Source organism: Mycobacterium sp. IDUB_24 (genome assembly GCF_055419385.1).
The window spans coordinates 238559-262844 of the sequence record NZ_JBVAXO010000001.1; the positions used below are offsets into that span (position 1 = coordinate 238559).

Sequence of the window (24286 nt, forward strand, 5' to 3'; positions counted from 1 at the left end):
GCCAGCTTTCCAAAAGTCCCTGCATCGATCCGAGGTGGATCGGCGCGGTGATCACGGCTAGAGTTTATACAAGAATTAATTGTAAAAACTATGTGTCACCGCCTGGAAAGGGGTCCGTCCGATGGCTGAAGACCTGGCAGGACGCGACGACGTGGAGCTGTTGCTGTGGCGGTTCTACAGCAAGGCGCTGTCCGACCCCGTGCTTGCCGAGCCGTTCGCCGAGCTGCGCGCCAAAGGGCTGCGGTCCCACATCCCGGTCATGGGCGACTTCTGGGAGACCGTGCTGTTCCGTGCCGGGCTCTACCGGGGCAGCGCCCTGACTGTTCATCGTGAACTGCATGCTCGTCATCCGCTGGCGGCACAGCATTTCGTGCGCTGGCTGACCCTGTGGACCGATACCGTCGACGAGCTCTTCGAGGGCCCGCATGCCGAGCGGGCCAAGCTCCAGGCCGGCCGCATCGCCAGGGCCATGCACCGGAGACTGGCCGGTTCTGATGCCGCTGAACTCGACGCTCTGGCCTGCTAACGCTTTTCGGCGTAAGCGGTCCATTCCACCTGCGAGGCGGTCAGCTTCCGGCCAGATGGCGAAATGTAGTGCTCGGTGAGGTAATCGGGCCCGGCCTGCTCGATCAACTGCCAACCGTAGGGCTCGATGAACCCTGCCACCCGGTCTGGGTCCAACCCGAACTGCCACAGTTGGCTCCGAACGCGGAACCGGCGATACAGCGATTCGGCCCCGTAGCGGTTGGTGCCGTCGATGAAATCGCTGCGGACGTAGGTGAATGCCAATCGGCTGCCCGGCGCTGCCGAACGAAGGAACTGGAACGTCGCCTCGACGCCGTCGGCGCTCAGATACTGAGTCACGCCTTCCCAGACGAAGAAGGTGCGGTGTTCACCGCGGTGGCCGTGCCGCTCGAGTTCGGCCGCCAGATCGTCGCGTTCGAAATCCACCGGCACCAGGTGTACCGAGTCCGGCACGGCTCCCAGCGCGCTGTGCACCACCGAGCGTTTGCGCTCGATGTTGACGGGCAGGTCCACCTCGAACACTGGCATCGCACTGTGCCGTGCCAGCCGGTAAGCCTTGGTGTCCAGGCCTGCGCCGAGAATCACCACGGCGTCGATATCGGGCAGCGCCTGCGTGAGCTTGTCCCCGATGTATCGCTTGCGGCCGGTCAGATTCGCCCACAGTCCCGGGCCGGAGCGCTCGGTGGCCAGGATCAGAAGCCTGCGGGCAACTGACCAGCGTGTGGTCCGGGTGAACGCGCGCAGCCCGGCCGGCAGGAAGGACAACGCCATGTCGTCGTCGACGAGCCGTTGCTGCACCGGTTCGTATTGCTCGACGGCGGCCAGCACCATCGGGCCGAGTGCGGTTGCGGCGACGGGGTTGCTCATCGTTTGTTGACGATGCCGGCGTCCACCGGAAGTGTCACGCCGGTGATGTAGCGCGCCTGATCGGACACCAGCCAGGCCACCGCATTCGCAACGTCTTCCGATTGGATGACCTGCACCGGTAGGGCATTGCTGAAATCGGTCGGCGCGTTCAACTCCTCGGCGATGTGTTTCAGCCACCCACGGGTGAACTCGTTGTTGATCATCGGGGTGTCCACCCCGGTGGGGTGGATTGTGTTGACCCGAATACTGTGTGGAGCAAGGAAATTGGCGTAGGCCCGCATCAGTCCGACCACACCGTGCTTCGCTGCGGTGTAACCCAGCGAGCCGCGGTCGCCGCCACCCACACCGATCAGTCCGGCCGCCGAACTGATCAATACGATCGACCCGCCGTCACCCTGGGAGACCATGATCGGAATCGCCGCCTCGACGGTGTGGTGCACACCCGACAGGTTGACGTCGATGACGTCGCGCCAGCCGTCGGGGCCCGACTGCATCGGCGCGATCCCGGCATTGGCGACGACGATGTCGAGCCGGCCGAGCTGGTCCACACCTGTCTGTAGCGCCGCCCCTAGGGCTTGCTCGTCACGGACATCGGCCTGCAGCGCGATGATCCGGCCACCCGCGTCCTCGACGAGCTTGACCGTGGCAGCCAGATCATCGGGTGTGGCCAGGGGATAGGGCACCGACTCGATCTGTTCGCACAGATCGATCGCGATGATGTCGGCCCCGTCGGTGGCCAGCCGCAGAGCCTCGGCCCGACCCTGGCCGCGCGCGGCGCCCGTGATGAATGCGACCTTCCCGGCCAGGGGAGCCTCGCTGCTCATTAGGCGCGCAACTGGCCCTTGGCCGGGTCACCGGCGACGACGGGCTGCAACATTTTGATATCGGGAGCGCCGTCGAGCAGCTCGCCGATCGAGCCGAACAGCGTGCCGATGGCCGGCGCGGTGCTGTGGGTCTTGAGGGCATCGGCGTCGGCCCACTGCTCGACGAAGACGAACGTGCCGTCGGACTCGTGCAGTGAATACAGCTGGCAGCCTGGCTCGTCGTGCACGGTCGCGACGGCGTTGGTGCAGGCCTCGCGCACGGCGTCGACGGACTCGGGCTTGGCCTTCATGGTGGCGACGACGACAACAGGCATAGGTGCAGAACTCCTCGATGAGTGCCGAAACTGGACGAGTGTCCACCTTAAGCGATGGGCCGGTGGATTCGGTTCGTATGGCTAAGTGTCATTCGATACCGTCTTGTGACCCGTGTGGCAGATGGTGATTGTGGGGCATATGCGACTAGGCTTGCGGGCATGGCTAACAAGACCGCCGGCCGATCCGGACCGCGTTCGAGCAGGTCGAACGCCAGCTCGCGGGGCGGTTCGCGGCGTCAGGCGCCGGCCCGTAAGGGCCGCCCGGCAGCGCCACGGCGCAAGCCCGCACGCCGGCCACAGGCCTCACCTGTTTCCGCCGCCGGACAGAAGCTCGGTCAGGGAGCCCGCGCGGGTTGGCTGATGCTCGCCAAGGGCGCCGGTTCGACCGCCCGTTCGGTGGGCCGCGCCCGTGATATCGAACCCGGACATCGTCGGGACGGCCTGGCATTGGCACTGCTCGGAATCGCGGTCGTCGTCGCCGCGAGTTCGTGGTTCCACGCGGCCGGTCCGGTGGGGCAGTGGATCGACACGGCGCTGCGCACCCTCATCGGAGGCCCGGTTGTCCTGGTTCCCGTCGTCCTGGGTGCCGTCGCCGTCGTCCTGATGCGCACCGAGCCGGATCCGGAGTCGCGACCCCGGCTGATCCTGGGATCGGCAATGATCGCGCTGCCGTTGCTCGGCCTGTGGCACCTGTGGTCGGGATCGCCGCAGGATCCCATCGCTCGTCAGCACGCCGCCGGATTCGTCGGCTTTGCCATCGGCGGGCCCCTCTCGGACGGCCTGACCGAGTGGATCGCCGCGCCCCTGCTGTTCATGGGCGCGCTGTTCGGTCTGTTGCTCGTCACCGGCACGACGATCCGCGAGGTGCCCTCGACCCTGCGGACCATGTTCAGCACGCGGGCGTTCCACGACGATGACTACGACGACGAATACGACGGCGATTACGTCGACGAATTCGATGACGAGGACGGCTACGACGACCTGTCCGACGGCTACTACGACGACGACACCGCACGCGGTGACACGCAGGCTCAGACCTGGCCGACAGCCGCCATCGAGGCACCCAAGGCTCCGACCGGCACGCCGTTGGACAACTACCCGTTGGTCGAGGACGCGCCCACCGTCCCCGAGCCCGCGGTCAAATCCCGGCGCAAGAAGGCTGAAGCCAAATCGGAGCCGAAGCCCAAACCCGACGACACCCTGGTGATGGACCGGGTGGTCGAGGGGCCCTACATGCTGCCCTCGCTGGATCTGCTGATCGCCGGTGATCCACCGAAACTGCGCACCGCCGCCAACGATCAGATGGCCGACTCCATCACCTCGGTATTGGACCAGTTCAAGGTCGACGCCGCCGTCACCGGCTGCACGCGCGGGCCCACCGTCACCCGTTACGAAGTCGAGCTCGGCCCGGGTGTCAAGGTCGAGAAGATCACTGCCCTGCAGCGCAACATCGCCTACGCGGTGGCTACCGAGAGCGTCCGCATGCTCGCGCCGATCCCCGGCAAGTCCGCCGTCGGCATCGAGGTGCCCAACACCGACCGCGAGATGGTCAGGCTGGCCGACGTGCTGACCGCAGCCTCGACAAGGCGCGATCACCACCCGTTGGTCATCGGGCTGGGCAAAGACATCGAGGGCGACTTCGTCTCGGCCAACCTGGCAAAGATGCCGCACCTGCTGGTGGCCGGTTCCACCGGTTCGGGTAAGTCCAGCTTCGTCAACTCGATGCTGGTCTCACTGCTGGCACGGGCCACCCCGGAAGAGGTCAGGATGATCCTGATCGACCCTAAGATGGTGGAACTCACGCCCTACGAAGGCATTCCGCACCTCATCACGCCGATCATCACCGAGCCCAAGAAGGCTGCGGCAGCGCTGGCCTGGCTGGTCGAGGAGATGGAACAGCGCTACCAGGACATGAAGGCGTCCCGGGTGCGTCACATCAACGACTTCAACGACAAGGTGCGTTCCGGGGAGATCAGCACCCCGCTCGGCAGTGAGCGGGTCTACAAGCCTTACCCGTACATCCTCGCGGTCGTCGACGAGCTCGCCGACCTGATGATGACCGCGCCGCGTGACGTCGAGGACGCCATCGTGCGGATCACCCAGAAGGCCCGCGCCGCCGGTATCCACCTGGTGCTGGCAACCCAGCGACCGTCGGTGGACGTCGTCACCGGTCTGATCAAGACCAATGTGCCCTCGCGGCTGGCCTTCGCCACCTCGTCGCTCACCGACTCCCGCGTCATCCTGGACCAGCCGGGCGCCGAGAAGCTGATCGGCATGGGCGACGGCCTGTTCCTGCCGATGGGCGCCAACAAGCCCAAGCGCATGCAGGGCGCTTTCATCACCGACGAGGAGATCCACGCCGTCGTCGAGGCCACCAAGACCCAGGCCGAGCCGGAGTTCGTCGAGGGCGTCACCGCCGTGAAGGCCGGGGAACGCAAGGACGTCGACCCCGACATCGGCGACGACATGGACGTCCTCCTGCAGGCCGTCGAACTGGTGGTGTCCTCGCAATTCGGTTCCACCTCGATGCTGCAGCGCAAGCTGCGGGTCGGGTTCGCCAAAGCGGGCCGGTTGATGGACCTGATGGAGACGCGCCAGATCGTCGGGCCGTCCGAGGGCTCGAAGGCGCGCGAGGTGCTCGTCAAGCCCGACGAGCTGGCCGGCACGCTGGCGTTGATCCGCGGCGGGGCCGACGCCAACGGTGCCGATGCCGACGACGATCCGGACGAGTTCTAGCCCGGGATTTGTGGAGTCCTACCCGTGACCAGTACGGGTAAGACTCCACAAATCGCCTAGAGCGTCAACAGCATTCGGGTGTTGCCCAAGGTATTGGGCTTGACGTAGGACAGGTCGAGGAACTCCGCCACGCCGGTGTCGTACGAGCGGCACATCTCCTCGTACACCTCGGCGGTCACCGGAGTCCCGTCGATCTCCTCGAATCCGTGTTTGCCGAAGAAGTCGACTTCGAAGGTCAGCACGAAGATGCGGCTCAGATGCAGATCGCGCGCGACGTCGAGCAGCCGCTCGACCAGAACGTGCCCGACGCCGGTGCCGCGGACTTTCGGATGTACCGCCACGGTGCGCACCTCGCCCAGATCGGCCCACAGCACATGGAGCGCACCGCATCCGACGAGTTCGCCGTCGAGTTCGGCGACCCAGAATTCCTGGACCGCCTCGTACAGCGTGACCAGGTTCTTCTCCAACAGGATCCTGCCGGCGTAGACGTCAACCAAGCTCTTGATGGCCGGGACATCGGACGTGCTGGCGCGGCGAACCACGGGGTGCGGGGCCGGCTCGGCACTGCCTGGGGTCACAGGCGCAAGAGTATCCGTTACGGCAACCGATATTCTGTTGCGGTGCCGGGCCAACCTTCAACCGATCCGGTGGTCCCGCGTGCGCGCGTGGCCAACCTCGCCAACGTGCTCACCGGTGTACGGATGGTGCTCGTTCCGGTCTTCCTCGTATTCCTGTTCGTCGGCGACGGTCATGAATCCGTCTGGCGGATCGCCGCTTTCACGGTGTTCACGGTGGCGGTGATCACCGACCATCTCGATGGCGCGTTGGCCCGCAGCTACGGCATGATCACCGAATTCGGCACCCTGGCCGACCCGATCGCCGACAAGGCGCTGATCGGGGCGGCGCTGATCGGCCTGTCGATGCTTCACGACCTGCCGTGGTGGATCACCGCGGTGGTGTTGACCCGTGAGATCGGAATCACTGTGCTGCGATTCGCGGTGCTCCGTCACGGGGTGATCCCGGCCAGTCGCGGTGGCAAGCTCAAGACCCTGGTGCAGGCCGTGGCGATCGGGCTGTTCGTGCTGCCGCTGCATTCGTGGCCCGACATCTGGCTCGACGTGGCCTGGGTGATCATGTGGGCCGCTGTGGTGCTGACCGTGCTCACCGGCGCCGATTACGTCATATCCGCGATCAGGGATTCCCGTGGACGATCCGCTGCTCAGTGACGACGCCAGGGTGCTGGTCGCCGACCTGACGGTGCGTTCACAGAGCGTGGCGACCGCCGAGTCGCTGACCGGCGGACTGCTCGCGGCGACGCTGGCCGGCGTCACCGGTGCCAGCGCGGTCCTGCAGGGCGGACTGATCACCTACAACGAGGACACCAAGATCTGGCTGGCAGGAGTGGCTCCGCAGGTGCTGGACGCGGTGGGCCCGGTCGCGGCGCCCACGGCGCGGGCACTGGCCGTCGGCGCCAGGCAGCGTTGCGCAGCTACGTGGGGCGTCGGCCTCACGGGCGTGGCCGGCCCGGAGCCACACGGCGGACACCCGGTGGGCAAGGTGTTCATCGGGCTGGCCGGGCCGGTCGATACCGAGGTAGTCGAGCTGTCCCTGTCCGGCTCGCGCTGGGACATCCGCCGCGCCGCCGTCGACGCGGCGATCGCCCGGCTGCGTTTCCTGGTCGAGAACCAGTAGCCACATTCAGCAGCCGGACCTTTCGGGAACCATGCGGTGTTCCGCGGCGTTGGTCAGTAAGCGGACTTGCGACCCGCCAGTCGAAGGAGGGCACGATGACGGCATTGCTGCGTGAGGTGATCGGCGACGTGCTGCGTCACGCCCGCACCGAACAGGGACGGACGTTGCGTGAAGTGTCCGACTCGGCCCGGGTCAGCCTCGGGTATCTCTCCGAAGTCGAGCGGGGCCGCAAGGAGGCCTCCAGCGAGCTGCTCAGCGCCATCTGCGACGCGCTGGATGTCCCGCTGTCGCAGGTGCTCACCGATGCGGGTGAGAACCTGGCCGAGCGCGAACACGCATCCGCAGCGGTTGAGGTGCCGGCGCACGCCCATCTCGCCCACATCGATGCCGCGACCAAGGTGGTCATTCCGCAGGTCGTGTCGATGGCCGTTGCGTGACATGAGTGCGGTTTCGACGCCGGCCTGATTGTGCTGTTCGTGCCGGAGGCGCGAATTTTCGCAAAACGCCCAGACGAACAGGCTGCGGGGCTGTGGCTGCATGTCCAGAACCGATAAGTTGGCATCAGAGGAATTGCGGCAACCTGAACGACATGGCCCGATTAGGGGCCTGGCAGACAAGCCCGACAGATAAGGCGGAACGAACCCATGGCCAATCCGTTCGTCAAGGCGTGGAAGTACCTGATGGCGCTGTTCAGCTCCAAGGTTGACGAATACGCCGACCCGAAGGTGCAGATCCAGCAGGCCATCGAGGACGCGCAACGTCAGCACCAGGCGCTCACCCAGCAGGCCGCGCAGGTCATCGGCAACCAGCGCCAGCTGGAGATGCGGCTCAGCCGCCAGCTCGCCGACATCGAGAAGCTGCAGGTCAACGTCCGGCAGGCGCTGAACCTGGCCGACCAGGCCACAGCTGCCGGTGACGCGGCCAAGGCCACCGAGTACACCAACGCCGCCGAAGCATTCGCCGCCCAGCTCGTCACCAGCGAGCAGAGCGTCGAGGACCTCAAGGGTCTGCACGACCAGGCCCTGCAGGCTGCCGGCCAGGCCAAGAAGGCCGTCGAGCAGAACGCGATGATGCTGCAGCAGAAGATCGCCGAGCGCACCAAGCTGTTGTCGCAGCTGGAGCAGGCCAAGATGCAGGAGCAGGTCAGTTCCTCGCTGCGGTCGATGAGTGAGGTCGCCGCGCCGGGTAACACCCCGAGCCTCGACGAAGTGCGCCAGAAGATCGAACGCCGCTACGCCAACGCCATGGGCGAGGCCGAGCTCGCGCAGAACTCGGTGCAGGGCCGCATGATGGAGGTGCAGCAGGCCAGCGTCCAGATGGCCGGCCATTCCCGCCTCGAGCAGATCCGGGCGTCGATGCGCGGTGATTCCCTGCCCAGCGGCGGTGCCTCCCCGGCCACACCGGCCTCCCCGGCGGCCAACCAAACCCCTGCCACCCCTGAAAACCCGCTCGGCCAGTAGAGATTCGAGTGTCCCAGATCATGGCTACCAAGACCGGTCGACCCGACGCCTGGAAGTCGTTGGTGCAACGGGGGATTGACACCGCGGCAGACCTGTCCGGGGCCCTCACCGAAAAGCTCAGCGCTGCCGCCGATCCGCGCGCAAAGCTGCTGCGCAAGCGGCGGTGGGCGTTGCGCTTCGGGGTGTTCTTCACCCTTTCGAGTGGGTTCTGGGTGCTGGTGACGGCGCTGCTGGCGTCGTGGAGCACACCGGTCTGGGGCCTGATCATCACCGGCACGATCGCGGCGGGCGCGGCGTTCCCGGCGACGCTGTTCTGGTTGCGCTACCGGTGGCTGCGTGCCGAGCCGCTCCCGGCGGAGCGGCCGGCCTCGGGACGCCGGCTGCCGCCCTGGGGCTCGGCGGCCCGTCAGCCCATGGCGGCGCTGATGGCTTCTGAGCGGGGGATGTTCTCGCTACTCGGCGTGCTGGAGCGCGGGCGGGTTCTGCCCGCCGGCGAACTGCGGGAGTTGACCTCGGTGGCCAACCAGACCGCGCGGACGATGGCGGCCACCGCCACCGAGGTGGTCTCGATGGAGCGCGCGATCAGCAATGCTCCGCAGTCGCGCCAGCATCTGGTGCCCACCATCAACGCGTTCGCCGCCCAGCTCGGCCAGGGCGTGCGGCAGTACAACGAGATGGTCACTGCCGCAGCGCAACTCGTGTCAACGGTGAACAGTGGTCAGGCCGCGGCGTCGCCACTGTCGCAACAGCGCTACCGCAACGAACTGACCAGCGCCACCGATCGTCTGGTGGGCTGGGCGCAGGCGTTCGACGAGCTCGGTCAGCTGCGCCGCGCCTGAATCGCTACATCGAGCTACGCAGCGACGGCACGACCGCGCCGGCCAAGCCACGCAGAGTTGCCTTGAACATGTCCAAGAAGTCGAAGTAGTCCCGCCAGAGGGTGATTCGGCCTTCGTGCACCTCGAAAACACCGCATACCCAGAACTGCAGGCGTACCGGCCCGAAAACCAGGGCATCGGTGCGTTCGGTCAGCACGGCGGCGCCGTCGGCGGCGATCCGGTGGATCTTCACCTCGAATCCGGTCTTGCCCTGCATCGACCGGAACAGCTTCATCGCACGTTGGCGTCCGTAGATGGTCGGAAGGCCCACGTTCTGGTAGACGAGGTTCTGCGCCAGCGCGTTCTCGGCGGTGTCGAAGTCCTGCTCCTGCAGCGCGTTGAGGAACGTCTCGACCGTCGCGGTCGGGGTCTGCGTTGCGGTGGTGGATTGGTCAGACATGCCCGAAGCCTAGTGGGCACGGCTGTGGCAAGGTAGGCCGGTGCGCGTAGCCGTCGTCGCCGGACCCGATCCCGGACATGCCTTCCCGGCCCTTGCGTTGTGCCTGAAGTTCCTGGCTGCGGGCGATATCCCGACGCTGCTGACCGGGGTGGAATGGCTCGACACCGCGCGGGCCGCCGGCATCGATGCGGTGGAGCTCGTCGGTCTCGATCCGACCGATGTCGACGACGATGCCGACGCCGGGTCCAAGATCCACCAGCGCGCCGGGCGGATGGCGCAGCTCAACGTCCCCGGGCTGGCGGAGCTGCACCCGGATCTCGTGGTCTCCGACGTGATCACCGCCTGTGGCGGGCTGGCTGCCGAGCTGCTCGGGTTGCCGTGGGTAGAGCTCAGCCCACACCCGCTGTACCTGCCGTCGAAGGGGCTCCCGCCGCTCGGCAGCGGGCTGGCCGCCGGTGTCGGCATCCGGGGACGACTGCGCGACGGTGTGATGCGGGCGCTGACCGCACGGTCCGTGCGGGCAGGGCTGGCTGAGCGGGCCGCGGTGCGGGCCGCGATCGGCCTGCCCGCGCAGGACCCCGGGCCCTTGCGCCGGTTGATCGCCACGCTGCCGGCATTGGAGGTGCCCCGTCCGGATTGGCCGGCCGAGGCCGTGGTGGTGGGCCCGCTGCATTTCGAGCCGACCGACGCGGTGCTGACCGTGCCGCCGGGTTCGGGGCCGGTCGTGATGGTGGCGCCCTCCACCGCGACCACCGGGACGCAGGGGATGGCCGAACTGGTTCTCGATTCGTTGCGCCCGGGCCAGACGCTGCCGGAAGGGGCCCGCGTGGTGGTGTCGCGGCTGGGCGGGGCCGATGTCGACGTGCCCCCGTGGGCGGCGGTGGGCCTCGGCCGCCAGGACGAGTTGTTGTCGCACGCCGACCTGGTGATCTGCGGTGGCGGGCACGGCCTGGTGTCCAAGGCGCTGCTCGCGGGTGTACCGATGGTGGTGGTGCCCGGCGGCGGTGATCAGTGGGAGATCGCCAATCGTGTTGTGCGCCAAGGTAGTGCGCAGCTGGTGCGGCCGCTGTCCGGAGAGGCGTTGACGGCCGCGGTCGGCACCGTGCTCGGGTCTTCCTCCTACCGGGTGGCTGCGCAGCGCGCCGGCGCCTCGCTGGCCGAGGTGGCAGATCCGGTACGGGTGTGCCAAGACGCTCTCACCGGAACTGGGTAGGTTTGAGCTCGTGCGGTTGACGGAATTCAATGAGCTCGTAGACGGCCAGTTCGGCGAGATGCGGGGTCGTTCGCTGCTCGTCGACCACGTGCTCACTGCTCTCGACGGCCGCACGGCCGTACAGGCCATCGAGGACGGGGTGGACCCGCGCAATGTGTGGCGGGCGCTGTGCGCCGACTTCGATGTCCCGCGCGAATTGTGGTGAATCCGCGGTGAGCCGACCGGCTTCCACTATGTGAATTTTCGGCGTATACCGGAGTCATGGGTCTCGGTGACCATCCGATGCGGACGCCCCTCTACGGTGTCCTGCTGGTGATCGCAGCAGTGCTGCTGTGCTGGTTGGTCGCGTCAACTCTGGCTGGATGGCAGGCCGCTCTCGGATATTTCGTGGCCATCGCCGTTGGCGCATTCGGGTTCGTCATGACGCTGCGGGATCTCGACAACTTTCCCAACTGGCGTCGCTGACCGGGGCCATCTCCGGCGTGTCCTCTTGAATCGAACAGATGTTCGTCTAGTGTGGGCGGTGTTCGGCTGGAAAACCGAGGTTGTCGGTGGCTTGCTTTAGCGTCACGGCCAACCGATCGGAACACCGGTCAGCACGACTACTCGGAGAGGCACCATCATGGCGCAACAGGCCCCTGATCGCGAAAAAGCGCTCGAACTGGCGATGGCCCAGATCGACAAGAACTTCGGTAAAGGCTCGGTGATGCGCCTCGGCGAGGAGGTGCGCCAGCCGATCTCGGTGATCCCCACCGGTTCGATTTCCCTGGACGTGGCACTCGGTATCGGCGGCCTGCCGCGTGGCCGCGTGGTCGAGATCTACGGCCCGGAATCCTCGGGTAAGACCACTGTGGCGCTGCACGCGGTGGCCAACGCCCAGGCCGCCGGCGGTATCGCGGCGTTCATCGACGCCGAGCACGCCCTGGATCCCGAGTACGCCAAGAAGCTCGGTGTGGACACCGATTCGCTGCTGGTGAGTCAGCCCGATACCGGTGAGCAGGCGCTGGAGATCGCCGACATGCTGGTGCGCTCGGGCGCCCTGGACATCCTCGTGATCGACTCGGTGGCGGCGCTGGTGCCCCGCGCCGAGATCGAAGGCGAGATGGGTGACAGCCACGTCGGTCTGCAGGCCCGCCTGATGAGCCAGGCCCTTCGCAAGATGACCGGTGCGCTGAACAACTCGGGTACCACCGCGATCTTCATCAACCAGCTTCGCGAGAAGATCGGTGTGATGTTCGGCTCACCCGAAACCACCACGGGTGGTAAGGCTTTGAAGTTCTACGCCTCGGTCCGTCTGGACGTTCGTCGTATCGAGACGCTCAAGGACGGTACCGACGCGGTCGGTAACCGGACCCGTGTCAAGGTTGTCAAGAACAAGGTCTCGCCGCCCTTCAAGCAGGCTGAGTTCGACATCCTGTACGGCCACGGCATCAGCCGCGAAGGTTCGCTCATCGACATGGGCGTCGAGCACGGCTTCATCCGCAAGTCCGGATCCTGGTTCACCTATGAGGGTGAGCAGTTGGGTCAGGGCAAGGAGAACGCCCGGAAGTTCATGTTGGAGAACGGCGATGTCGCCAACGAGATCGAGAAGAAGATCAAGGAAAAGCTCGGTATCGGTGCTGTCGTGACCGCCGAGGTGAAGGCTGATGACGTCCTTCCCGCCCCGGTTGACTTCTGAGCCGTCGGGTAAGCCCGAGGGGGAGCAGGCGGAGGATCCTCGTAAACGCGAGGAGCAGGCCAAGAATGTCTGCCTGCGCCTGCTCACCGTGCGGGCCCGCACCCGCGCCGAGTTGACCGAACAGCTCACCAAACGGGGCTATGACGAGCACCTCAGTGCCACCGTGCTCAGCAGGCTGACCGAGGTCGGGCTGATCAATGACGAGGACTTCGCCGAGCAGTGGGTGCGGTCCCGGCACGCCAACTCAGGAAAAGGCAAGCGCGCCTTGGCCGTCGAGCTTCGCAAGAAGGGCGTCGACAAGGAGGTCATCGACGCCGCGCTGGCTGACCTGGATCCGGCGGCCGAACGGCAACGGGCCGAACAGTTGGTTCGGGACAAGCTGCGTCGCGAGCGGCTCACTGACGATGACGGCGATGTGAAGGTGACGCGTCGGCTCGTCGGCATGTTGGCGCGACGCGGCTACAACCAGTCGATGGCCTTCGACGTCGTCAGCGTCGAGCTAGCCGGCGAGCGGGAGCGCCGCCGGGTGTAGGTCAGTCTTTACGTCCGGTGGCGGCGACGGTATCGCCCAGTCCGATCAAGGCGAGGTCTGAGCCCGTCAATCGCGTTGTGTGTGCAGCACCTGCGCGCCCGGTGCACCTTCCTGTTCGACGGCCTCGGCCTCCATCGGGGCGGGGCCGCGAGCAGATTGGCGCAGGCGCCGTTCCAGCCAGGTCGCGAACCAGGACAGCGTGAAGTTCACCGTGATCATCAAGATGGCGATAACGATCAGCGCCGGGAGGTAGTTGCCGTATGCCGACCCGATGACCGTGCCTTGGCGCACCATCTCGACAAAGGTGATCTGATAGCCGATCGCGGTGTCCTTGAGTACCACCACCAGTTGGGATACCAGGACCGGCAGCATGGCGGTGACCGCCTGCGGTAGCAGGATCAACCGCATTGTCTGTCCCCAGGACATGCCGAGCGACGCGGCGGCCTCATGCTGACCGCGGGGCAGGGTATTGATGCCGGCCCGTACGATCTCGGCGATCACGGCACCGTTGTAGAGCGTCAGCCCCGTGATGACACCGGCGAGCGCCAGCTGCTTCGACGGAAACACGTCGTAAACGGCGAACAGGAAATACGCGAAGATCATCATGATCAGCACGGGAACCGCGCGGAAGAACTCCACGATCACCGCGCACGCCCAACGGATCGGCGCAATCGGGGTCAGTCGGCCTACCCCGAGCAGCACACCCAGGATCAACGCCAACACGATGGAGACCGCCGCGGCGGTCAGCGTGCCCTGCACGCCGGGCAGGACGTACGTCTGCCACAGGTCGGCCGTCAGGAACGGCTCCCACTTCTGACTGGTGAGCTGGCCCTTGGCCGACATCCGCCAGATCACGAAACCCAGCAGCACAGCAGCGACGGCCACAGTCAGCAGGGTGAGAAGACGATTGCGGATTCGGGCCCGTGGGCCGGGTGCGTCGAAGAGAACCGATGCGCTGCTCACTGTGTCTGTCCGTTCTTCGCGCAAGCGCTCATCACCTGGCCACCGCCAGTCTCTTACCCAACCATCCGAAGACCAGCCCCAGTGGCAGGGTCAGGATCACGAACCCGGTCGCGAAGATCACGCCGATCGTCAACAGGGCGGCGGTGTTCTCGATCATCTCCTTCATCAAGAGTGCGGCCTCGGCCACCCCGATCGCAGAGGCGATGGTGGTGTTCTTCGCCAATGCGATGAGCACCGATCCCAGCGGGATGATCACCGACCGAAAAGCCTGTGGCAACAGGATGATCCTCAGATTCTGGCCGAAACTCAGGCCCAGTGAGCGGGCCGCCTCGGCCTGGCCCAGCGGAACCGTGTTGACCCCGGACCGCACCGTCTCACACACGAAAGACGCGGTGTAGACGGTCAACCCGAGCACGGCCAGACGAAAGTTGCTGTCTGCGATCGAAGTCGGTGAATGAGGGTCGACCAGGGTGATGCCCAGCGTCTGGCCCACCCCGAACGAGCAGAACAGGATGATCAGCGTCAACGGTGTGTTGCGCACGATATTCACGTAGGTGGTGCCCAGCCAGTTCATCACCGGCGTCGGTGCCAGCCGCATCGCGGCCAGCACCGTGCCCAGGATCAGCGCACCGATCGCGGAGTACACCGTCAGCTGGATCGTGGTCCAGAACGCCGCGAATATCTGGTCGCGGTGTGCGTCGAAAATCTCCACGGTCGGTGTGCTGTCTCCGGCTCAGTTTCGGTCGACGGCGGGTGGCGCCGGGGTCTGGATACCGGCCGGTGCGAGATTGCGCTCGAACGCTTCCTTCCAGGCGCCGCTGGACTCCATCTTCTCGAGCGCGTCGTTGATCTTCTTGCGCAGCTCGGTGTCGCCCTTCTTCAGGCCGATGCCGTAACGCTCCTCGGAGAACGTGTCACCGACGATCTTGAAGGTGCCCGGGCTCTGCGCGGCGAAGCCGGCCAGGATCACCTCGTCGGTGGTCACCGCGTCGATGATGCCGTTCTTGAGCGCATCGACGCACGCCGAGTAGGTGTCGAACTGCTGCAGCTGCACCTTCGGGTACTTGTCCTTGATGTTCTGCGCCGGGGTGGATCCCGATACCGAGCACAGCTTCTTGTTGTTCTCCAGCGATGCTGCCCCGGTGATGTCGGTGTTGTCGGCGCGGACCAGGAGGCTCTGCCCGGTCAGCAGGTACGGGCCGGCGAAGTCGACCTTCTCCTTGCGGGCATCGGTGATCGAGTAGGTACCGACGATGTATTCGACCTGACCGTTCTGGATCAGCGTCTCGCGCTGCGGCGAGGGGGCTTCCTTCCACTCGATCTTGTCCTCGGGGTAGCCGAGTTCGTTCGCCACATACTTGGCCACGTCGACGTCGAACCCGGACATGGTGCCGTCAGGCTTCTTCTGGCCGAGGCCGGGCTGGTCGTACTTGCTGCCGATGATGATCTTGCTGGAGTCGCCACCGCCGCCGCATGCGGTCGCGGTGAAGGGGAGTGCGATCGCGAGCGCGAGGGTACCGACCAACTTGAACGGCACGGAGGGCATTTGCGGGTTCCTTTCGGCGGAGCGTCAGTGGTGAAGGATCTTGCCGAGAAAATCTTTTGCGCGGTCCGATTTCGGGTTGTCGAAGAACTCGGCTGGTGGTGAGTCCTCGACGATGGCGCCGTCGGCCATGAACACCACGCGGTCAGACGCCCGGCGGGCGAAGCCCATCTCGTGGGTGACCACCACCATCGTCATTCCCTCGCCGGCCAGCGACGTCATGACGGCCAGAACCTCGTTGATCATCTCGGGATCGAGTGCGCTGGTGGGCTCGTCGAACAGCATGACTTTCGGGTTCATCGCCAGTGAGCGCGCGATGGCGACGCGTTGCTGCTGACCGCCCGACAGTTGAGCCGGGTACTTGTCGGCCTGGTTGGCCACCCCGACGCGATCCAGCAGGGCCATCGCGCTCTCGCGGGCCTGCGCCTTGGACTTCCTGCGCACCTTCAACGGTGCGAGCATGACGTTCTCCAGAATTGTCTTGTGCGCGAACAGGTTGAAGGACTGGAACACCATGCCGACATCCGAACGCAGTTGGGCCAACTTTCGGCCCTCGGCCGGCAGCGCCTGACCGTCGATCGCGATCTGCCCGGAGTCGATGGTCTCCAGCCGGTTGATGGTGCGGCACAACGTGGACTTGCCAGAACCTGACGGGCCGAGCACCACCACCACCTGGCCGCGGGCCACATCGAGGTTGATGTCGTTGAGAACATGCAGGGGTCCGAAGTGTTTGTTGACTCCCGACAGTGAGATCATCGGCACATCTGGTGCTGCTGCGTCGTCGACCTGCGGCTGCTCGCCGGGGCTACCCATGGCAGGTGACCTTACCCAGGGAACGCCCTGCCTGCCCGGATCTCGTGAATCCGCCGCGTTAACGTTTCCGGGGGCTCCGTACCATTGAGGCCGTGACGACGATGGTGAACCGGGACGCATCGGCTGACCCGGCCCTCGGCTGCGCACGCACCTATCAGGTCCGCACCTACGGCTGCCAGATGAATGTGCATGACTCCGAGCGGCTGTCGGGCCTACTCGAGGACGCCGGATACCGGCGGGCCCCCGACGGAGCCGACGCCGACATCGTGGTGTTCAACACCTGTGCGGTGCGCGAGAACGCCGACAACAAGCTCTACGGCAATCTCAGTCACCTGGCTCCGCGTAAACAGGCCGATCCGAATATGCAGATCGCCGTCGGCGGGTGCCTGGCCCAGAAAGACCGCGATGCGGTCCTGCGCCGCGCCCCGTGGGTCGACGTGGTCTTCGGCACCCACAACATCGGGTCACTGCCCACGCTGCTGGAGCGGGCCCGCCACAACCGCGCCGCCCAGGTCGAGATCGTCGAAGCGCTCCAGGAGTTTCCGTCCACTCTGCCCGCGACGCGGGAGTCCGCCTATGCGGCATGGGTGTCGATCTCAGTGGGCTGCAACAACACCTGCACGTTCTGCATCGTGCCGTCGCTGCGCGGCAAGGAGGTCGACCGCCGCCCCGGGGACATCCTGGCCGAGGTACAGACCCTCGCCTCCCAGGGCGTGCTCGAGGTCACCCTGCTGGGCCAGAACGTCAACGCCTACGGCGTGTCTTTTGCCGCGGACGAGCGCTTGCGCGAGGACCCGATGAACTGGTCCGAAGTGTCCCGCGACCGCAGTGCATTCGCCAAGCTGCTGCGCGCCTGCGGCCAGGTCGAAGGGTTGGAGCGGGTGCGGTTCACCTCACCGCACCCGGCCGAGTTCACCGACGACGTGATCGAGGCGATGGCGCAGACCCCCAACGTCTGCCCGACACTGCACATGCCGCTGCAGTCCGGGTCGGACCGCATCCTCAAGGCAATGCGCCGCTCGTACCGGGCCGAGCGCTACCTGGGCATCATCGACAAGGTCCGCGCCGCGATCCCGCACGCCGCGATCACCACCGACCTCATCGTCGGCTTCCCGGGCGAGACCGAGGAAGACTTCCAGGCCACGCTCGACGTCGTGGAGCGGTCGCGGTTCGCCACCGCGTTCACGTTCCAGTACTCCATCCGGCCCGGTACCCCGGCCGGCGAGATGCCCGATCAGTTGCCGAAAGCGGTTGTCACCGAACGCTATCAACGGCTGATCGAGCTACAGGAGCGAATTTCCCTGGAGGAGAACCAAGCTCAGATCGGCCGGGCGGTGGAACTGTTGGTCGCCACGGGCGAGGGCCGCAAGGACGCCAGCACCGCCCGCATGTCGGGCCGGGCACGTGACGGCAGGCTGGTGCATTTCAGCCCCGGCGCCGACGCGGAGCGGATCCGGCCCGGCGACATCGTCACCACGACCGTGACCGGCGCCGCGCCGCACCATCTGATCGCCGACGCCCCGTTGGCCACCCATCGGCGCACCCGCGCCGGTGACGCCCACGAGGCGGGGCAGCGCCCGCGTACCGGCGTCGGTCTCGGGTTGCCGCGGATCGGTGCGCCGGAATCCCTGCCGTCATCAGGAGGATGTGGCTGTTGAACAACGAAAGCGACTTCGACCGGTTCAAGGACGACCTGGCTGCCGTCGAACGCAAGGTCACCCGCGAGTTCGACTCGGGTCCGCGGGCGATGGTCGTGGCCATCCTGGTGTTCGTGGTACTGCTGTCGTTCGTGCTGCCGCACACGGGCTCCACCAAGGGGTTCGACGTCCTGGTCGGTGACGCCACGGCGATCAACGACGGCATCTCACTGCCGTCGCGGGTGTTCACCTGGTTGGCGCTGGTGTTCTCGGTGGGGTTCTCGACCCTGGCGCTGATCACTCGCCGCTGGGCGCTGGCCTGGACCGCGCTGGCCGGTTCGGCCGTGGCAAGTGCGCTCGGGATGCTTGCGGTGTGGTCGCGTCAGACCGCTGCAGGCCATCCGGGCCCCGGAATCGGGCTGATCATCGGCTGGCTGGCCGTGATCGTGCTGACTTTCCATTGGGCCCGCGTGGTGTGGTCGCGTACCGCACTGCAGTTGGCGGCCGAGGCGGATCGGCGCCGCGAAGCCGCGCAGCATCAGCAGCGCAACGTGCTCGGCATCCCTATGCCCGGCGGCGACACCGGAACCGACGTCACCACCACCGACGTCACCAAGCCCGATACGGCCGGCGAGAAGCCGGACCAGCCGGATCAGACCTAGTTTCGCCTAGTTGCGCTCTCCGAGCGTGGCGGCCGCGGCATCTGCCCACTGACGCCACTGTTCGGCACTCGCCCTGGCGTCGGCTGCGTCCTTGGCGCGGCCGGCGGCCTCGGCCTTCTCGGCCTGCTTCTCGAACTGCTCGGCACGTGAGCGGAACTGGTCGGCACGAGCCTTGGCCTCGGGGTCGACACCGCCCGTCGGAGCGTCGCGGACCTTCTTTTCCACGGCACGCAGGCGTCGCTCCAGATCGGTGGCTCGCTCGCGGGGAACCTTGCCGATCGCGTCCCACTTGTCGCCGATCGTGCGCAAAGCCGCGCGGGCCGCATCCAGATCGGTCGTGTCGATCTTCTCCGCCTCGACCAGCAACGCCTCCTTGGCGGCGGCATTCGCCTTGAACTCGGCGTCACGTTCGGCGTGGGCGGCGTTTCGGGCCCCGAAGAACGTGTCCTGAGCGGCCTTGAACCGGTGCCACAACGCGTCGTCGACGTCCTTGGCGGCGCGCCCGGCGGCCTTCCACTGGGCCAGCAGGTCACGGAACGCGGCACCGGTGGCGCCCCAATCGGTCGAGCCGGACAGTTGCTCGGCCTGCTCGCACAGCGCCTCTTTGACCTGACGGGCGCCCACGCGGCCGCGGTCCAGTTCGGCGAAGTGCGACCCGCGACGGCGGTTGAAAGTCTCGCGAGCCGACGAGTAGCGCTTCCACAGCGCGTCGTCGAGCTTGCGGTCCAGCCCGGTGATGGTGCGCCACTCATCGAGGATCTCGCGCAGCCGGTCACCGGCGGCCTTCCACTGGGTGGCGTTGGCAGCCAGATCCTCGGCCTCGGCGGCGAGCGCTTCCTTGCGTGCGGTTTGGGCGGCGCGATGCTCGTCACGCTGGGCGCGCTCGGTCGCCGCAGCCGCGTCGGCGTGCTCCAGAATTGCGGCCAGGCGTGCGCTCAACGCATCAACGTCGCCCAGAACCGCTGCGGTGGGCAGACTTTCAGCCAGCGTGGCGGCCGCCGACTTGATCTTGCGGGCATCGCCGGTGCCGGAGGACAGCCGGTGTTCCAGCAGAGCGACCTCGGTGTGCAGATCATCGAAGCGCCGGCCGAAGTGCGCGTACGCCGATTCGGTGTCACCGGCCTGCCACGAGCCGATGACACGTTCGCCGGATCCGTTGACCAGCCACACCGTGCCGTCGGCATCCACTCGACCGAATTCGTGCGGATCGCCCGTCGGTGCCACCGCGACCACCGGCGCGACCCGGCTCGGGCGGGGAACGGGGCGGGGTGGTCCGGGCCTTGGGATAGATGAAGGCGTTGGCTTCGGCGCGGGCCCGGAGGTGGTCGGGGGGGTGGCTTCGCCTGGCTCACTGGTTGTCATATCCGCTCCTCGTACTCCGCACGGTTACCCGCGCATCTGCCGCGCGACGCGGCGCCTGATGCTGTCGCTTTGTCCGCTATTGAAGCAGGTCGTGCTGTGCCGTGCCCACGGCTTTCGGCGCAATGCCCTGACAAACTCGGATGCGCGGTGCCCGCGACGGGCCGTTCTTGAGCGTCCTACCGGCCCTCGGCGCGCAGCGCAGCCGTGGCCGCGCACTAGTTTGGTGAGGTGCTGAGCGCCATCGCGATCGTCCCCGCCACACCGGTTCTGGTGCCCCAACTGGTGGGCGCGGCCACGGTCGAGGTCGCCGGGTTACGTGAGGCCGTCATTGCCGCCGCGGGCTCGTTGCCGCCGAAGTGGCTGGCGATCGGCGCCGGCCCCCGCGACGCGGTGTACGGGCCGGACTGTGCCGGGACTTTCGCCGGCTACGGCGTCGACGTCCCGGTGGCACTCGGTCCCGGGCCCGTGGGGGAGCCGGTTGAGCTACCGCTGTGTGCGCTGGTCGCCGGCTGGATCCGCGGACAGGCCACACCCGGTGTCGGCATCGAAGTGCACGCCTACGCTGCCTCACACCCCGTCGGTGAGGCGCTGGCCCGCGGCCGGGTCCTGCGCGCCCGACTCGAAGAATCGCCGGATCCGGTCGGTGTCCTCGTGGTCGCCGACGGCCTGAACACGCTCACCCCGACGGCCCCCGGCGGCCATGATCCGGACTCGGTTCCGGTCCAACAGCAGCTCGACGACGCATTGGCCACCGGAGACCTGTCAGCGCTGGCCGAACAGCCCGGGACCGTCCTCGGCCGGGTCGCCTACCAGGTGCTGGCCGGGCTGACCGAACCCGAGCCGGGCTCGGCCCGTGAGCTCTACCGTGGAGCGCCGTACGGCGTCGGCTACTTCGTCGGCGAATGGCTCCCGTGACCAGGCCCATCGCGGTCATCGGGCCGACCGGCACGGGGAAGTCGGCACTGGCGCTGGCCCTGGCCGAGAATCTGGGCGGGGCACGAGGCGCCGAAATAGTGAACGCCGATGCGATGCAGTTGTACCGCGGGATGGACATCGGCACCGCGAAGCTGCCGGTCGCCGAGCGGCGCGGCATCCCGCACCACCAACTCGATGTCCTCGACGTCACCGAGACCGCCACGGTGGCCCGTTACCAACGGGATGCCGCGGCTGACGTGGAGGCCATCGCGGCTCGCGGCGCGGTTCCGGTGATCGTGGGCGGTTCCATGCTCTACATCCAGTCACTGCTGGACGAATGGACGTTCCCCGCCACCGACCCGCAGGTACGGGCCCGGTGGGAGGCCCGGTTGGCCGAGGTGGGGGTGGCCGCCCTGCATGTCGAGCTGACCCGGGTGGACCCAGCGGCGGGGGCGTCGATCCTGCCGACCGACGGTCGGCGAATCGTGCGGGCCCTGGAAGTCGTGGAGCTCACCGGTCAGCCCTTCGCGGCGTCGGCGCCGAGCATCGGCGCACCCCGATGGGACACCGTGATCATCGGGTTGGACTGGGACACAGCCATTCTCGATGAACGTCTGCAGCGACGCACGGACCTGATGTTCGACGCCGGACTGGTGGACGAAGTGCGCGGGCTCATCGACAGCGGACTGCGCGACGGGGTCACCGCGGCGCGGGCACTCGGATACGCGCAGGTGCTGGCTGACCTCGATGCCGGGGGCGATGGTTCGGATTTCCGTGAGGCCCGACGTGCCACGTTTATAGGCACCCGGCGCTATGTGCGCCGGCAACGGTCCTGGTTCCGGCGTGACCACCGGGTGGTGTGGCTGGACGGCGCAGCCGACGGGCTGGTGCACGACGCACTGCGAGTGTGGCGGCACGTATCCTGATCAGGTGATCTTCGACGGCGTGGGCTTTGTGAAAGGGCACGGCACCCAGAACGATTTCGTGGTGCTGCCCGACCTCGACGCTGCGGTGTCACTGACACCGGCCGCCGTGGCCGCACTGTGCGACCGGCGCCGTGGCCTGGGCGCAGACGGCGTGCTGCGGGTGACGACGGCCGGTGCCGCACATGCTGCCGGAGTATTCGAGAGGCTGCCTGACGGGGTTGCGGCCAACGACTGGTACATGGACTACCGCAATGCCGACGGGTCGATCGCGCAGATGTGCGGCAACGGGGTGCGGGTATTCGCGCACTACCTGAGGGCCTCGGGGTTGGAATCCGCCGACGAGTTCGTGGTCGGATCGCTGGCCGGGCCGCGTCCGGTGGTGCTGCACAGCGTCGGCGCCACCACTGCGGACGTCACGGTCGAGATGGGCAAGGCCAACCAATTCGGGGCGGGGACCGCGGTGGTCGGGGGCCGCAGTGTCAGCGGGCTGGCCGTCGACGTGGGCAATCCGCACCTGGCATGTGTCGGCCTGACCGAGGACGAGTTGGCCGACCTGGATGTGGGTGCGCCCGTGTCCTTCGACACGCACCTGTTCCCCGAGGGCGTCAACGTCGAGGTCCTCACGGTTCCGCTCGACGGCGCAGTGTCAATGCGCGTGCATGAGCGTGGCGTCGGCGAGACCCGCTCCTGCGGCACCGGCACCGTCGCGGCCACGCTGGCTGCCCTGGCCCACCAGGGTGTCGATACCGGGACGTTGCGGGTGCGCATCCCGGGCGGCGAGGTCACCGTGACCATCACCGACTCCACCAGCTATCTGCGCGGCCCCTCCGTACTGGTGGCACGCGGTGACCTGTCCGAGCAGTGGTGGAACGCTGCGCACGCCTAATTGGGGTGCGCGCGGCCCGATCCACGTGACACCCTGTAAGTACATATGACTCATCCACAACACCCCGTCACCCCCAGCACCGGTGAGCTTGCCCTCGAAGACCGCGCCTCGTTGCGCCGCGTCGCAGGGCTCTCCACCGAACTCGCCGACGTCACCGAGGTCGAATACCGCCAGCTGCGGCTGGAGCGGGTGGTCCTGGTCGGAGTGTGGACCGAGGGCAGTGCGGCCGACGCCGACGCCAGCCTGGCCGAGTTGGCGGCCCTCGCCGAGACCGCCGGCTCGGAAGTACTCGAGGGGCTCATCCAGCGCCGAGACAAACCCGACCCGTCCACCTACATCGGCTCGGGCAAGGCCATCGAACTGCGCGAGGTGGTGCTGGCGACCGGCGCGGACACCGTCATCTGCGATGGCGAACTCTCGCCTGCCCAGCTCAACTCGCTGGAGAAGGTCGTCAAGGTCAAGGTCATCGACCGCACCGCACTGATCCTGGACATCTTCGCCCAGCACGCCACCAGCCGGGAAGGCAAGGCGCAGGTGTCGCTGGCCCAGATGGAGTACATGCTGCCCCGGCTGCGCGGTTGGGGTGAATCGATGTCGCGCCAGGCCGGCGGTCGCGCCGGCGGCGCCGGTGGTGGTGTGGGCACCCGCGGACCCGGCGAAACCAAGATCGAGACCGACCGTCGCCGCATCCGTGAGCGGATGGCCAAGCTGCGCCGCGAGATTCGCGATATGAAGAAGATCCGCGACACCCAGCGCAGCCGACGGCTGGGCTCGGATTCCGCTTCGGTGGCCATCGTCGGCTACACCAACGCCGGCAAGTCCAGCCTGCTCAACGCATTGACCGGGGCCGGCGTGCTGGTCGAGAATGCCCTGTTCGCCACCCTCGAACCCACCACGCGGCGTGGCGAATTCGACGACGGGCGGCCGTTCGTGCTGACCGATACCGTCGGCTTCGTCCGGCACCTGCCCACCCAATTGGTCGAGGCGTTCCGGTCGACGCTCGAAGAAGTGGTCGACGCCGACCTGCTGGTGCACGTCGTGGACGGCTCCGACGAGCATCCGCTGGCGCAGGTCAACGCGGTCCGGCAGGTGGTCAATGAGGTGGTTGTCGAATACAACATCACCCCACCGCCGGAGTTGTTGGTAGTCAACAAGATCGACGCGGCCACCGATCTCGGGCTCGCCGCGCTGCGGCGTGCCCTGCCCGACGCGGTGTTCGTCTCCGCGCACACCGGTGACGGGCTGGACCGGTTGCGGGCCCGCATGGCGGAGATGATTCCGCCAACCGACGCCACGGTGGACGTGACCATTCCCTACGACCGTGGGGATCTGGTGGCGCGGGTGCACGCCGAGGGCCGGGTGGACGCCACCGAACACACCGCCGATGGCACCCGCATCAAGGCGCGGGTACCCATGGCGCTGGCCGCCGGCCTGAGCGAGTTCGCCACCTTCTGAGCACG

At 67.0% G+C, this 24286-nt stretch carries 28 protein-coding genes; 18 read left to right on the forward strand and 10 right to left on the reverse strand.

Going from position 1 to position 24286, the window contains the following annotated elements:
• Nucleotides 1-121: 121 nt before the first annotated feature.
• The gene (locus ACZYZF_RS01170) at nucleotides 122-526 is read left to right on the forward strand and encodes a group III truncated hemoglobin (protein WP_463745530.1); all 405 of its coding nucleotides are present in this window, start codon (nucleotides 122-124) and stop codon (nucleotides 524-526) included.
• On the opposite strand, the gene ACZYZF_RS01175 is transcribed toward ACZYZF_RS01170, so the two are convergent.
• From ACZYZF_RS01175 to ACZYZF_RS01185, 3 genes are read right to left on the reverse strand one after another with little or no spacing between them, the layout of a single operon-like run.
• Complete coding sequence (locus tag ACZYZF_RS01175) at nucleotides 523-1392, reverse strand: SAM-dependent methyltransferase (protein WP_463745531.1); 870 nt, start codon at nucleotides 1390-1392, stop codon at nucleotides 523-525. The genes ACZYZF_RS01170 and ACZYZF_RS01175 overlap by 4 nt on opposite strands.
• Nucleotides 1389-2216: a mycofactocin-coupled SDR family oxidoreductase gene (locus ACZYZF_RS01180; RefSeq protein WP_463745532.1), complete on the reverse strand. Its 828-nt coding sequence runs from the start codon at nucleotides 2214-2216 to the stop codon at nucleotides 1389-1391. The genes ACZYZF_RS01175 and ACZYZF_RS01180 overlap by 4 nt, the downstream gene beginning before the upstream one ends.
• Nucleotides 2216-2530 (reverse strand): putative quinol monooxygenase, encoded by a 315-nt coding sequence (locus ACZYZF_RS01185; protein ID WP_463745533.1) that lies wholly within the window; start codon nucleotides 2528-2530, stop codon nucleotides 2216-2218. The genes ACZYZF_RS01180 and ACZYZF_RS01185 overlap by 1 nt, the downstream gene beginning before the upstream one ends.
• 159 nt (nucleotides 2531-2689) lie before the next feature.
• Between ACZYZF_RS01185 and ACZYZF_RS01190 the strand changes: the two genes are divergently transcribed.
• A complete protein-coding gene (locus ACZYZF_RS01190; RefSeq protein ID WP_463834319.1) occupies nucleotides 2690-5266 on the forward strand; it encodes a DNA translocase FtsK in 2577 nt (858 codons plus the stop codon).
• Between the two features lie 56 nt (nucleotides 5267-5322).
• Here the strand turns inward: ACZYZF_RS01190 and ACZYZF_RS01195 are convergent, their stop codons facing one another.
• Nucleotides 5323-5844 (reverse strand): amino-acid N-acetyltransferase, encoded by a 522-nt coding sequence (locus ACZYZF_RS01195; RefSeq protein ID WP_463745535.1) that lies wholly within the window; start codon nucleotides 5842-5844, stop codon nucleotides 5323-5325.
• 42 nt (nucleotides 5845-5886) lie between these two features.
• Between ACZYZF_RS01195 and pgsA the strand changes: the two genes are divergently transcribed.
• The 5 genes from pgsA to pspM all read left to right on the forward strand — a co-directional run bounded on the left by pgsA (nucleotide 5887) and on the right by pspM (nucleotide 9257).
• The gene (gene pgsA, locus ACZYZF_RS01200; protein WP_463745536.1) at nucleotides 5887-6492 is read left to right on the forward strand and encodes a CDP-diacylglycerol--glycerol-3-phosphate 3-phosphatidyltransferase; all 606 of its coding nucleotides are present in this window, start codon (nucleotides 5887-5889) and stop codon (nucleotides 6490-6492) included.
• Nucleotides 6470-6958 carry a CinA family protein gene (locus tag ACZYZF_RS01205; protein ID WP_463745537.1) on the forward strand — a complete coding sequence of 163 codons (489 nt, stop codon included), beginning with the start codon at nucleotides 6470-6472 and terminating at the stop codon, nucleotides 6956-6958. Before pgsA ends, ACZYZF_RS01205 begins: the two co-directional genes overlap by 23 nt.
• A 95-nt stretch (nucleotides 6959-7053) precedes the next feature.
• Nucleotides 7054-7395 carry a transcriptional regulator ClgR gene (gene clgR, locus ACZYZF_RS01210; RefSeq protein ID WP_463745538.1) on the forward strand — a complete coding sequence of 114 codons (342 nt, stop codon included), beginning with the start codon at nucleotides 7054-7056 and terminating at the stop codon, nucleotides 7393-7395.
• A 207-nt stretch (nucleotides 7396-7602) separates the two neighbouring features.
• Complete coding sequence (gene pspA, locus ACZYZF_RS01215) at nucleotides 7603-8418, forward strand: phage shock protein PspA (protein ID WP_463745539.1); 816 nt, start codon at nucleotides 7603-7605, stop codon at nucleotides 8416-8418.
• Nucleotides 8419-8438: 20 nt separating this feature from the next.
• Nucleotides 8439-9257: a phage shock envelope stress response protein PspM gene (gene pspM, locus ACZYZF_RS01220; RefSeq protein WP_463745540.1), complete on the forward strand. Its 819-nt coding sequence runs from the start codon at nucleotides 8439-8441 to the stop codon at nucleotides 9255-9257.
• Between the two features lie 4 nt (nucleotides 9258-9261).
• Here pspM and ACZYZF_RS01225 read toward each other — a convergent pair whose 3' ends face one another.
• Nucleotides 9262-9696 carry a limonene-1,2-epoxide hydrolase family protein gene (locus ACZYZF_RS01225; protein WP_463745541.1) on the reverse strand — a complete coding sequence of 145 codons (435 nt, stop codon included), beginning with the start codon at nucleotides 9694-9696 and terminating at the stop codon, nucleotides 9262-9264.
• Nucleotides 9697-9736: 40 nt separating this feature from the next.
• Between ACZYZF_RS01225 and ACZYZF_RS01230 the strand changes: the two genes are divergently transcribed.
• From ACZYZF_RS01230 to recX, 5 genes are all read left to right on the forward strand, one after another.
• On the forward strand, nucleotides 9737-10909 hold the full coding sequence (locus ACZYZF_RS01230) for a glycosyltransferase (RefSeq protein ID WP_463745542.1): 1173 nt from the start codon (nucleotides 9737-9739) through the stop codon (nucleotides 10907-10909).
• 10 nt (nucleotides 10910-10919) lie between these two features.
• Complete coding sequence (locus ACZYZF_RS01235; protein WP_463745543.1) at nucleotides 10920-11114, forward strand: DUF3046 domain-containing protein; 195 nt, start codon at nucleotides 10920-10922, stop codon at nucleotides 11112-11114.
• A gap of 56 nt (nucleotides 11115-11170) precedes the next feature.
• On the forward strand, nucleotides 11171-11374 hold the full coding sequence (locus ACZYZF_RS01240) for a hypothetical protein (protein WP_463745544.1): 204 nt from the start codon (nucleotides 11171-11173) through the stop codon (nucleotides 11372-11374).
• Between the two features lie 157 nt (nucleotides 11375-11531).
• Nucleotides 11532-12587, forward strand: a complete 1056-nt coding sequence (recA, locus tag ACZYZF_RS01245; protein WP_463745545.1) for a recombinase RecA — start codon at nucleotides 11532-11534, stop codon at nucleotides 12585-12587.
• Nucleotides 12556-13119 (forward strand): recombination regulator RecX, encoded by a 564-nt coding sequence (recX, locus tag ACZYZF_RS01250; RefSeq protein WP_463745546.1) that lies wholly within the window; start codon nucleotides 12556-12558, stop codon nucleotides 13117-13119. Before recA ends, recX begins: the two co-directional genes overlap by 32 nt.
• Before the next feature lie 66 nt (nucleotides 13120-13185).
• Here recX and ACZYZF_RS01255 read toward each other — a convergent pair whose 3' ends face one another.
• Genes ACZYZF_RS01255 through ACZYZF_RS01270 form a run of 4 tightly spaced genes read right to left on the reverse strand, consistent with a single transcriptional unit; the run spans nucleotide 13186 to nucleotide 16381 of the window.
• Nucleotides 13186-14082: an amino acid ABC transporter permease gene (locus ACZYZF_RS01255; protein ID WP_463745547.1), complete on the reverse strand. Its 897-nt coding sequence runs from the start codon at nucleotides 14080-14082 to the stop codon at nucleotides 13186-13188.
• A gap of 31 nt (nucleotides 14083-14113) precedes the next feature.
• Complete coding sequence (locus ACZYZF_RS01260; protein WP_463745548.1) at nucleotides 14114-14794, reverse strand: amino acid ABC transporter permease; 681 nt, start codon at nucleotides 14792-14794, stop codon at nucleotides 14114-14116.
• A 21-nt stretch (nucleotides 14795-14815) separates the two neighbouring features.
• The gene (locus tag ACZYZF_RS01265) at nucleotides 14816-15628 is read right to left on the reverse strand and encodes a glutamate ABC transporter substrate-binding protein (RefSeq protein WP_463745549.1); all 813 of its coding nucleotides are present in this window, start codon (nucleotides 15626-15628) and stop codon (nucleotides 14816-14818) included.
• A 24-nt stretch (nucleotides 15629-15652) separates the two neighbouring features.
• Nucleotides 15653-16381 (reverse strand): amino acid ABC transporter ATP-binding protein, encoded by a 729-nt coding sequence (locus ACZYZF_RS01270; protein ID WP_463745969.1) that lies wholly within the window; start codon nucleotides 16379-16381, stop codon nucleotides 15653-15655.
• A 158-nt stretch (nucleotides 16382-16539) separates the two neighbouring features.
• Here ACZYZF_RS01270 and miaB point away from each other — a divergent pair, with 158 nt between their 5' ends.
• Both miaB and ACZYZF_RS01280 read left to right on the forward strand, forming a co-directional pair.
• Nucleotides 16540-18096 (forward strand): tRNA (N6-isopentenyl adenosine(37)-C2)-methylthiotransferase MiaB, encoded by a 1557-nt coding sequence (gene miaB / locus ACZYZF_RS01275; protein WP_463745970.1) that lies wholly within the window; start codon nucleotides 16540-16542, stop codon nucleotides 18094-18096.
• Complete coding sequence (locus tag ACZYZF_RS01280; protein WP_463745550.1) at nucleotides 18084-18737, forward strand: Rv2732c family membrane protein; 654 nt, start codon at nucleotides 18084-18086, stop codon at nucleotides 18735-18737. The genes miaB and ACZYZF_RS01280 overlap by 13 nt, the downstream gene beginning before the upstream one ends.
• 6 nt (nucleotides 18738-18743) lie before the next feature.
• On the opposite strand, the gene ACZYZF_RS01285 is transcribed toward ACZYZF_RS01280, so the two are convergent.
• On the reverse strand, nucleotides 18744-20099 hold the full coding sequence (locus tag ACZYZF_RS01285; protein WP_463745551.1) for a DUF349 domain-containing protein: 1356 nt from the start codon (nucleotides 20097-20099) through the stop codon (nucleotides 18744-18746).
• A 228-nt stretch (nucleotides 20100-20327) separates the two neighbouring features.
• On the opposite strand from ACZYZF_RS01285, the gene ACZYZF_RS01290 reads away from it, so the two are divergent.
• From ACZYZF_RS01290 to hflX, 4 genes are read left to right on the forward strand one after another with little or no spacing between them, the layout of a single operon-like run.
• Nucleotides 20328-21014: a class III extradiol ring-cleavage dioxygenase family protein gene (locus tag ACZYZF_RS01290; protein WP_463745552.1), complete on the forward strand. Its 687-nt coding sequence runs from the start codon at nucleotides 20328-20330 to the stop codon at nucleotides 21012-21014.
• Entirely contained in the window at nucleotides 21002-21940 is a 939-nt protein-coding gene (gene miaA, locus ACZYZF_RS01295) for a tRNA (adenosine(37)-N6)-dimethylallyltransferase MiaA (protein WP_463745553.1), read from the forward strand. The genes ACZYZF_RS01290 and miaA overlap by 13 nt, the downstream gene beginning before the upstream one ends.
• A gap of 19 nt (nucleotides 21941-21959) precedes the next feature.
• Nucleotides 21960-22826: a diaminopimelate epimerase gene (dapF, locus tag ACZYZF_RS01300; RefSeq protein ID WP_463745971.1), complete on the forward strand. Its 867-nt coding sequence runs from the start codon at nucleotides 21960-21962 to the stop codon at nucleotides 22824-22826.
• A 45-nt stretch (nucleotides 22827-22871) separates the two neighbouring features.
• The gene (gene hflX / locus ACZYZF_RS01305; protein ID WP_463745554.1) at nucleotides 22872-24281 is read left to right on the forward strand and encodes a GTPase HflX; all 1410 of its coding nucleotides are present in this window, start codon (nucleotides 22872-22874) and stop codon (nucleotides 24279-24281) included.
• Nucleotides 24282-24286 lie beyond the last annotated feature (5 nt).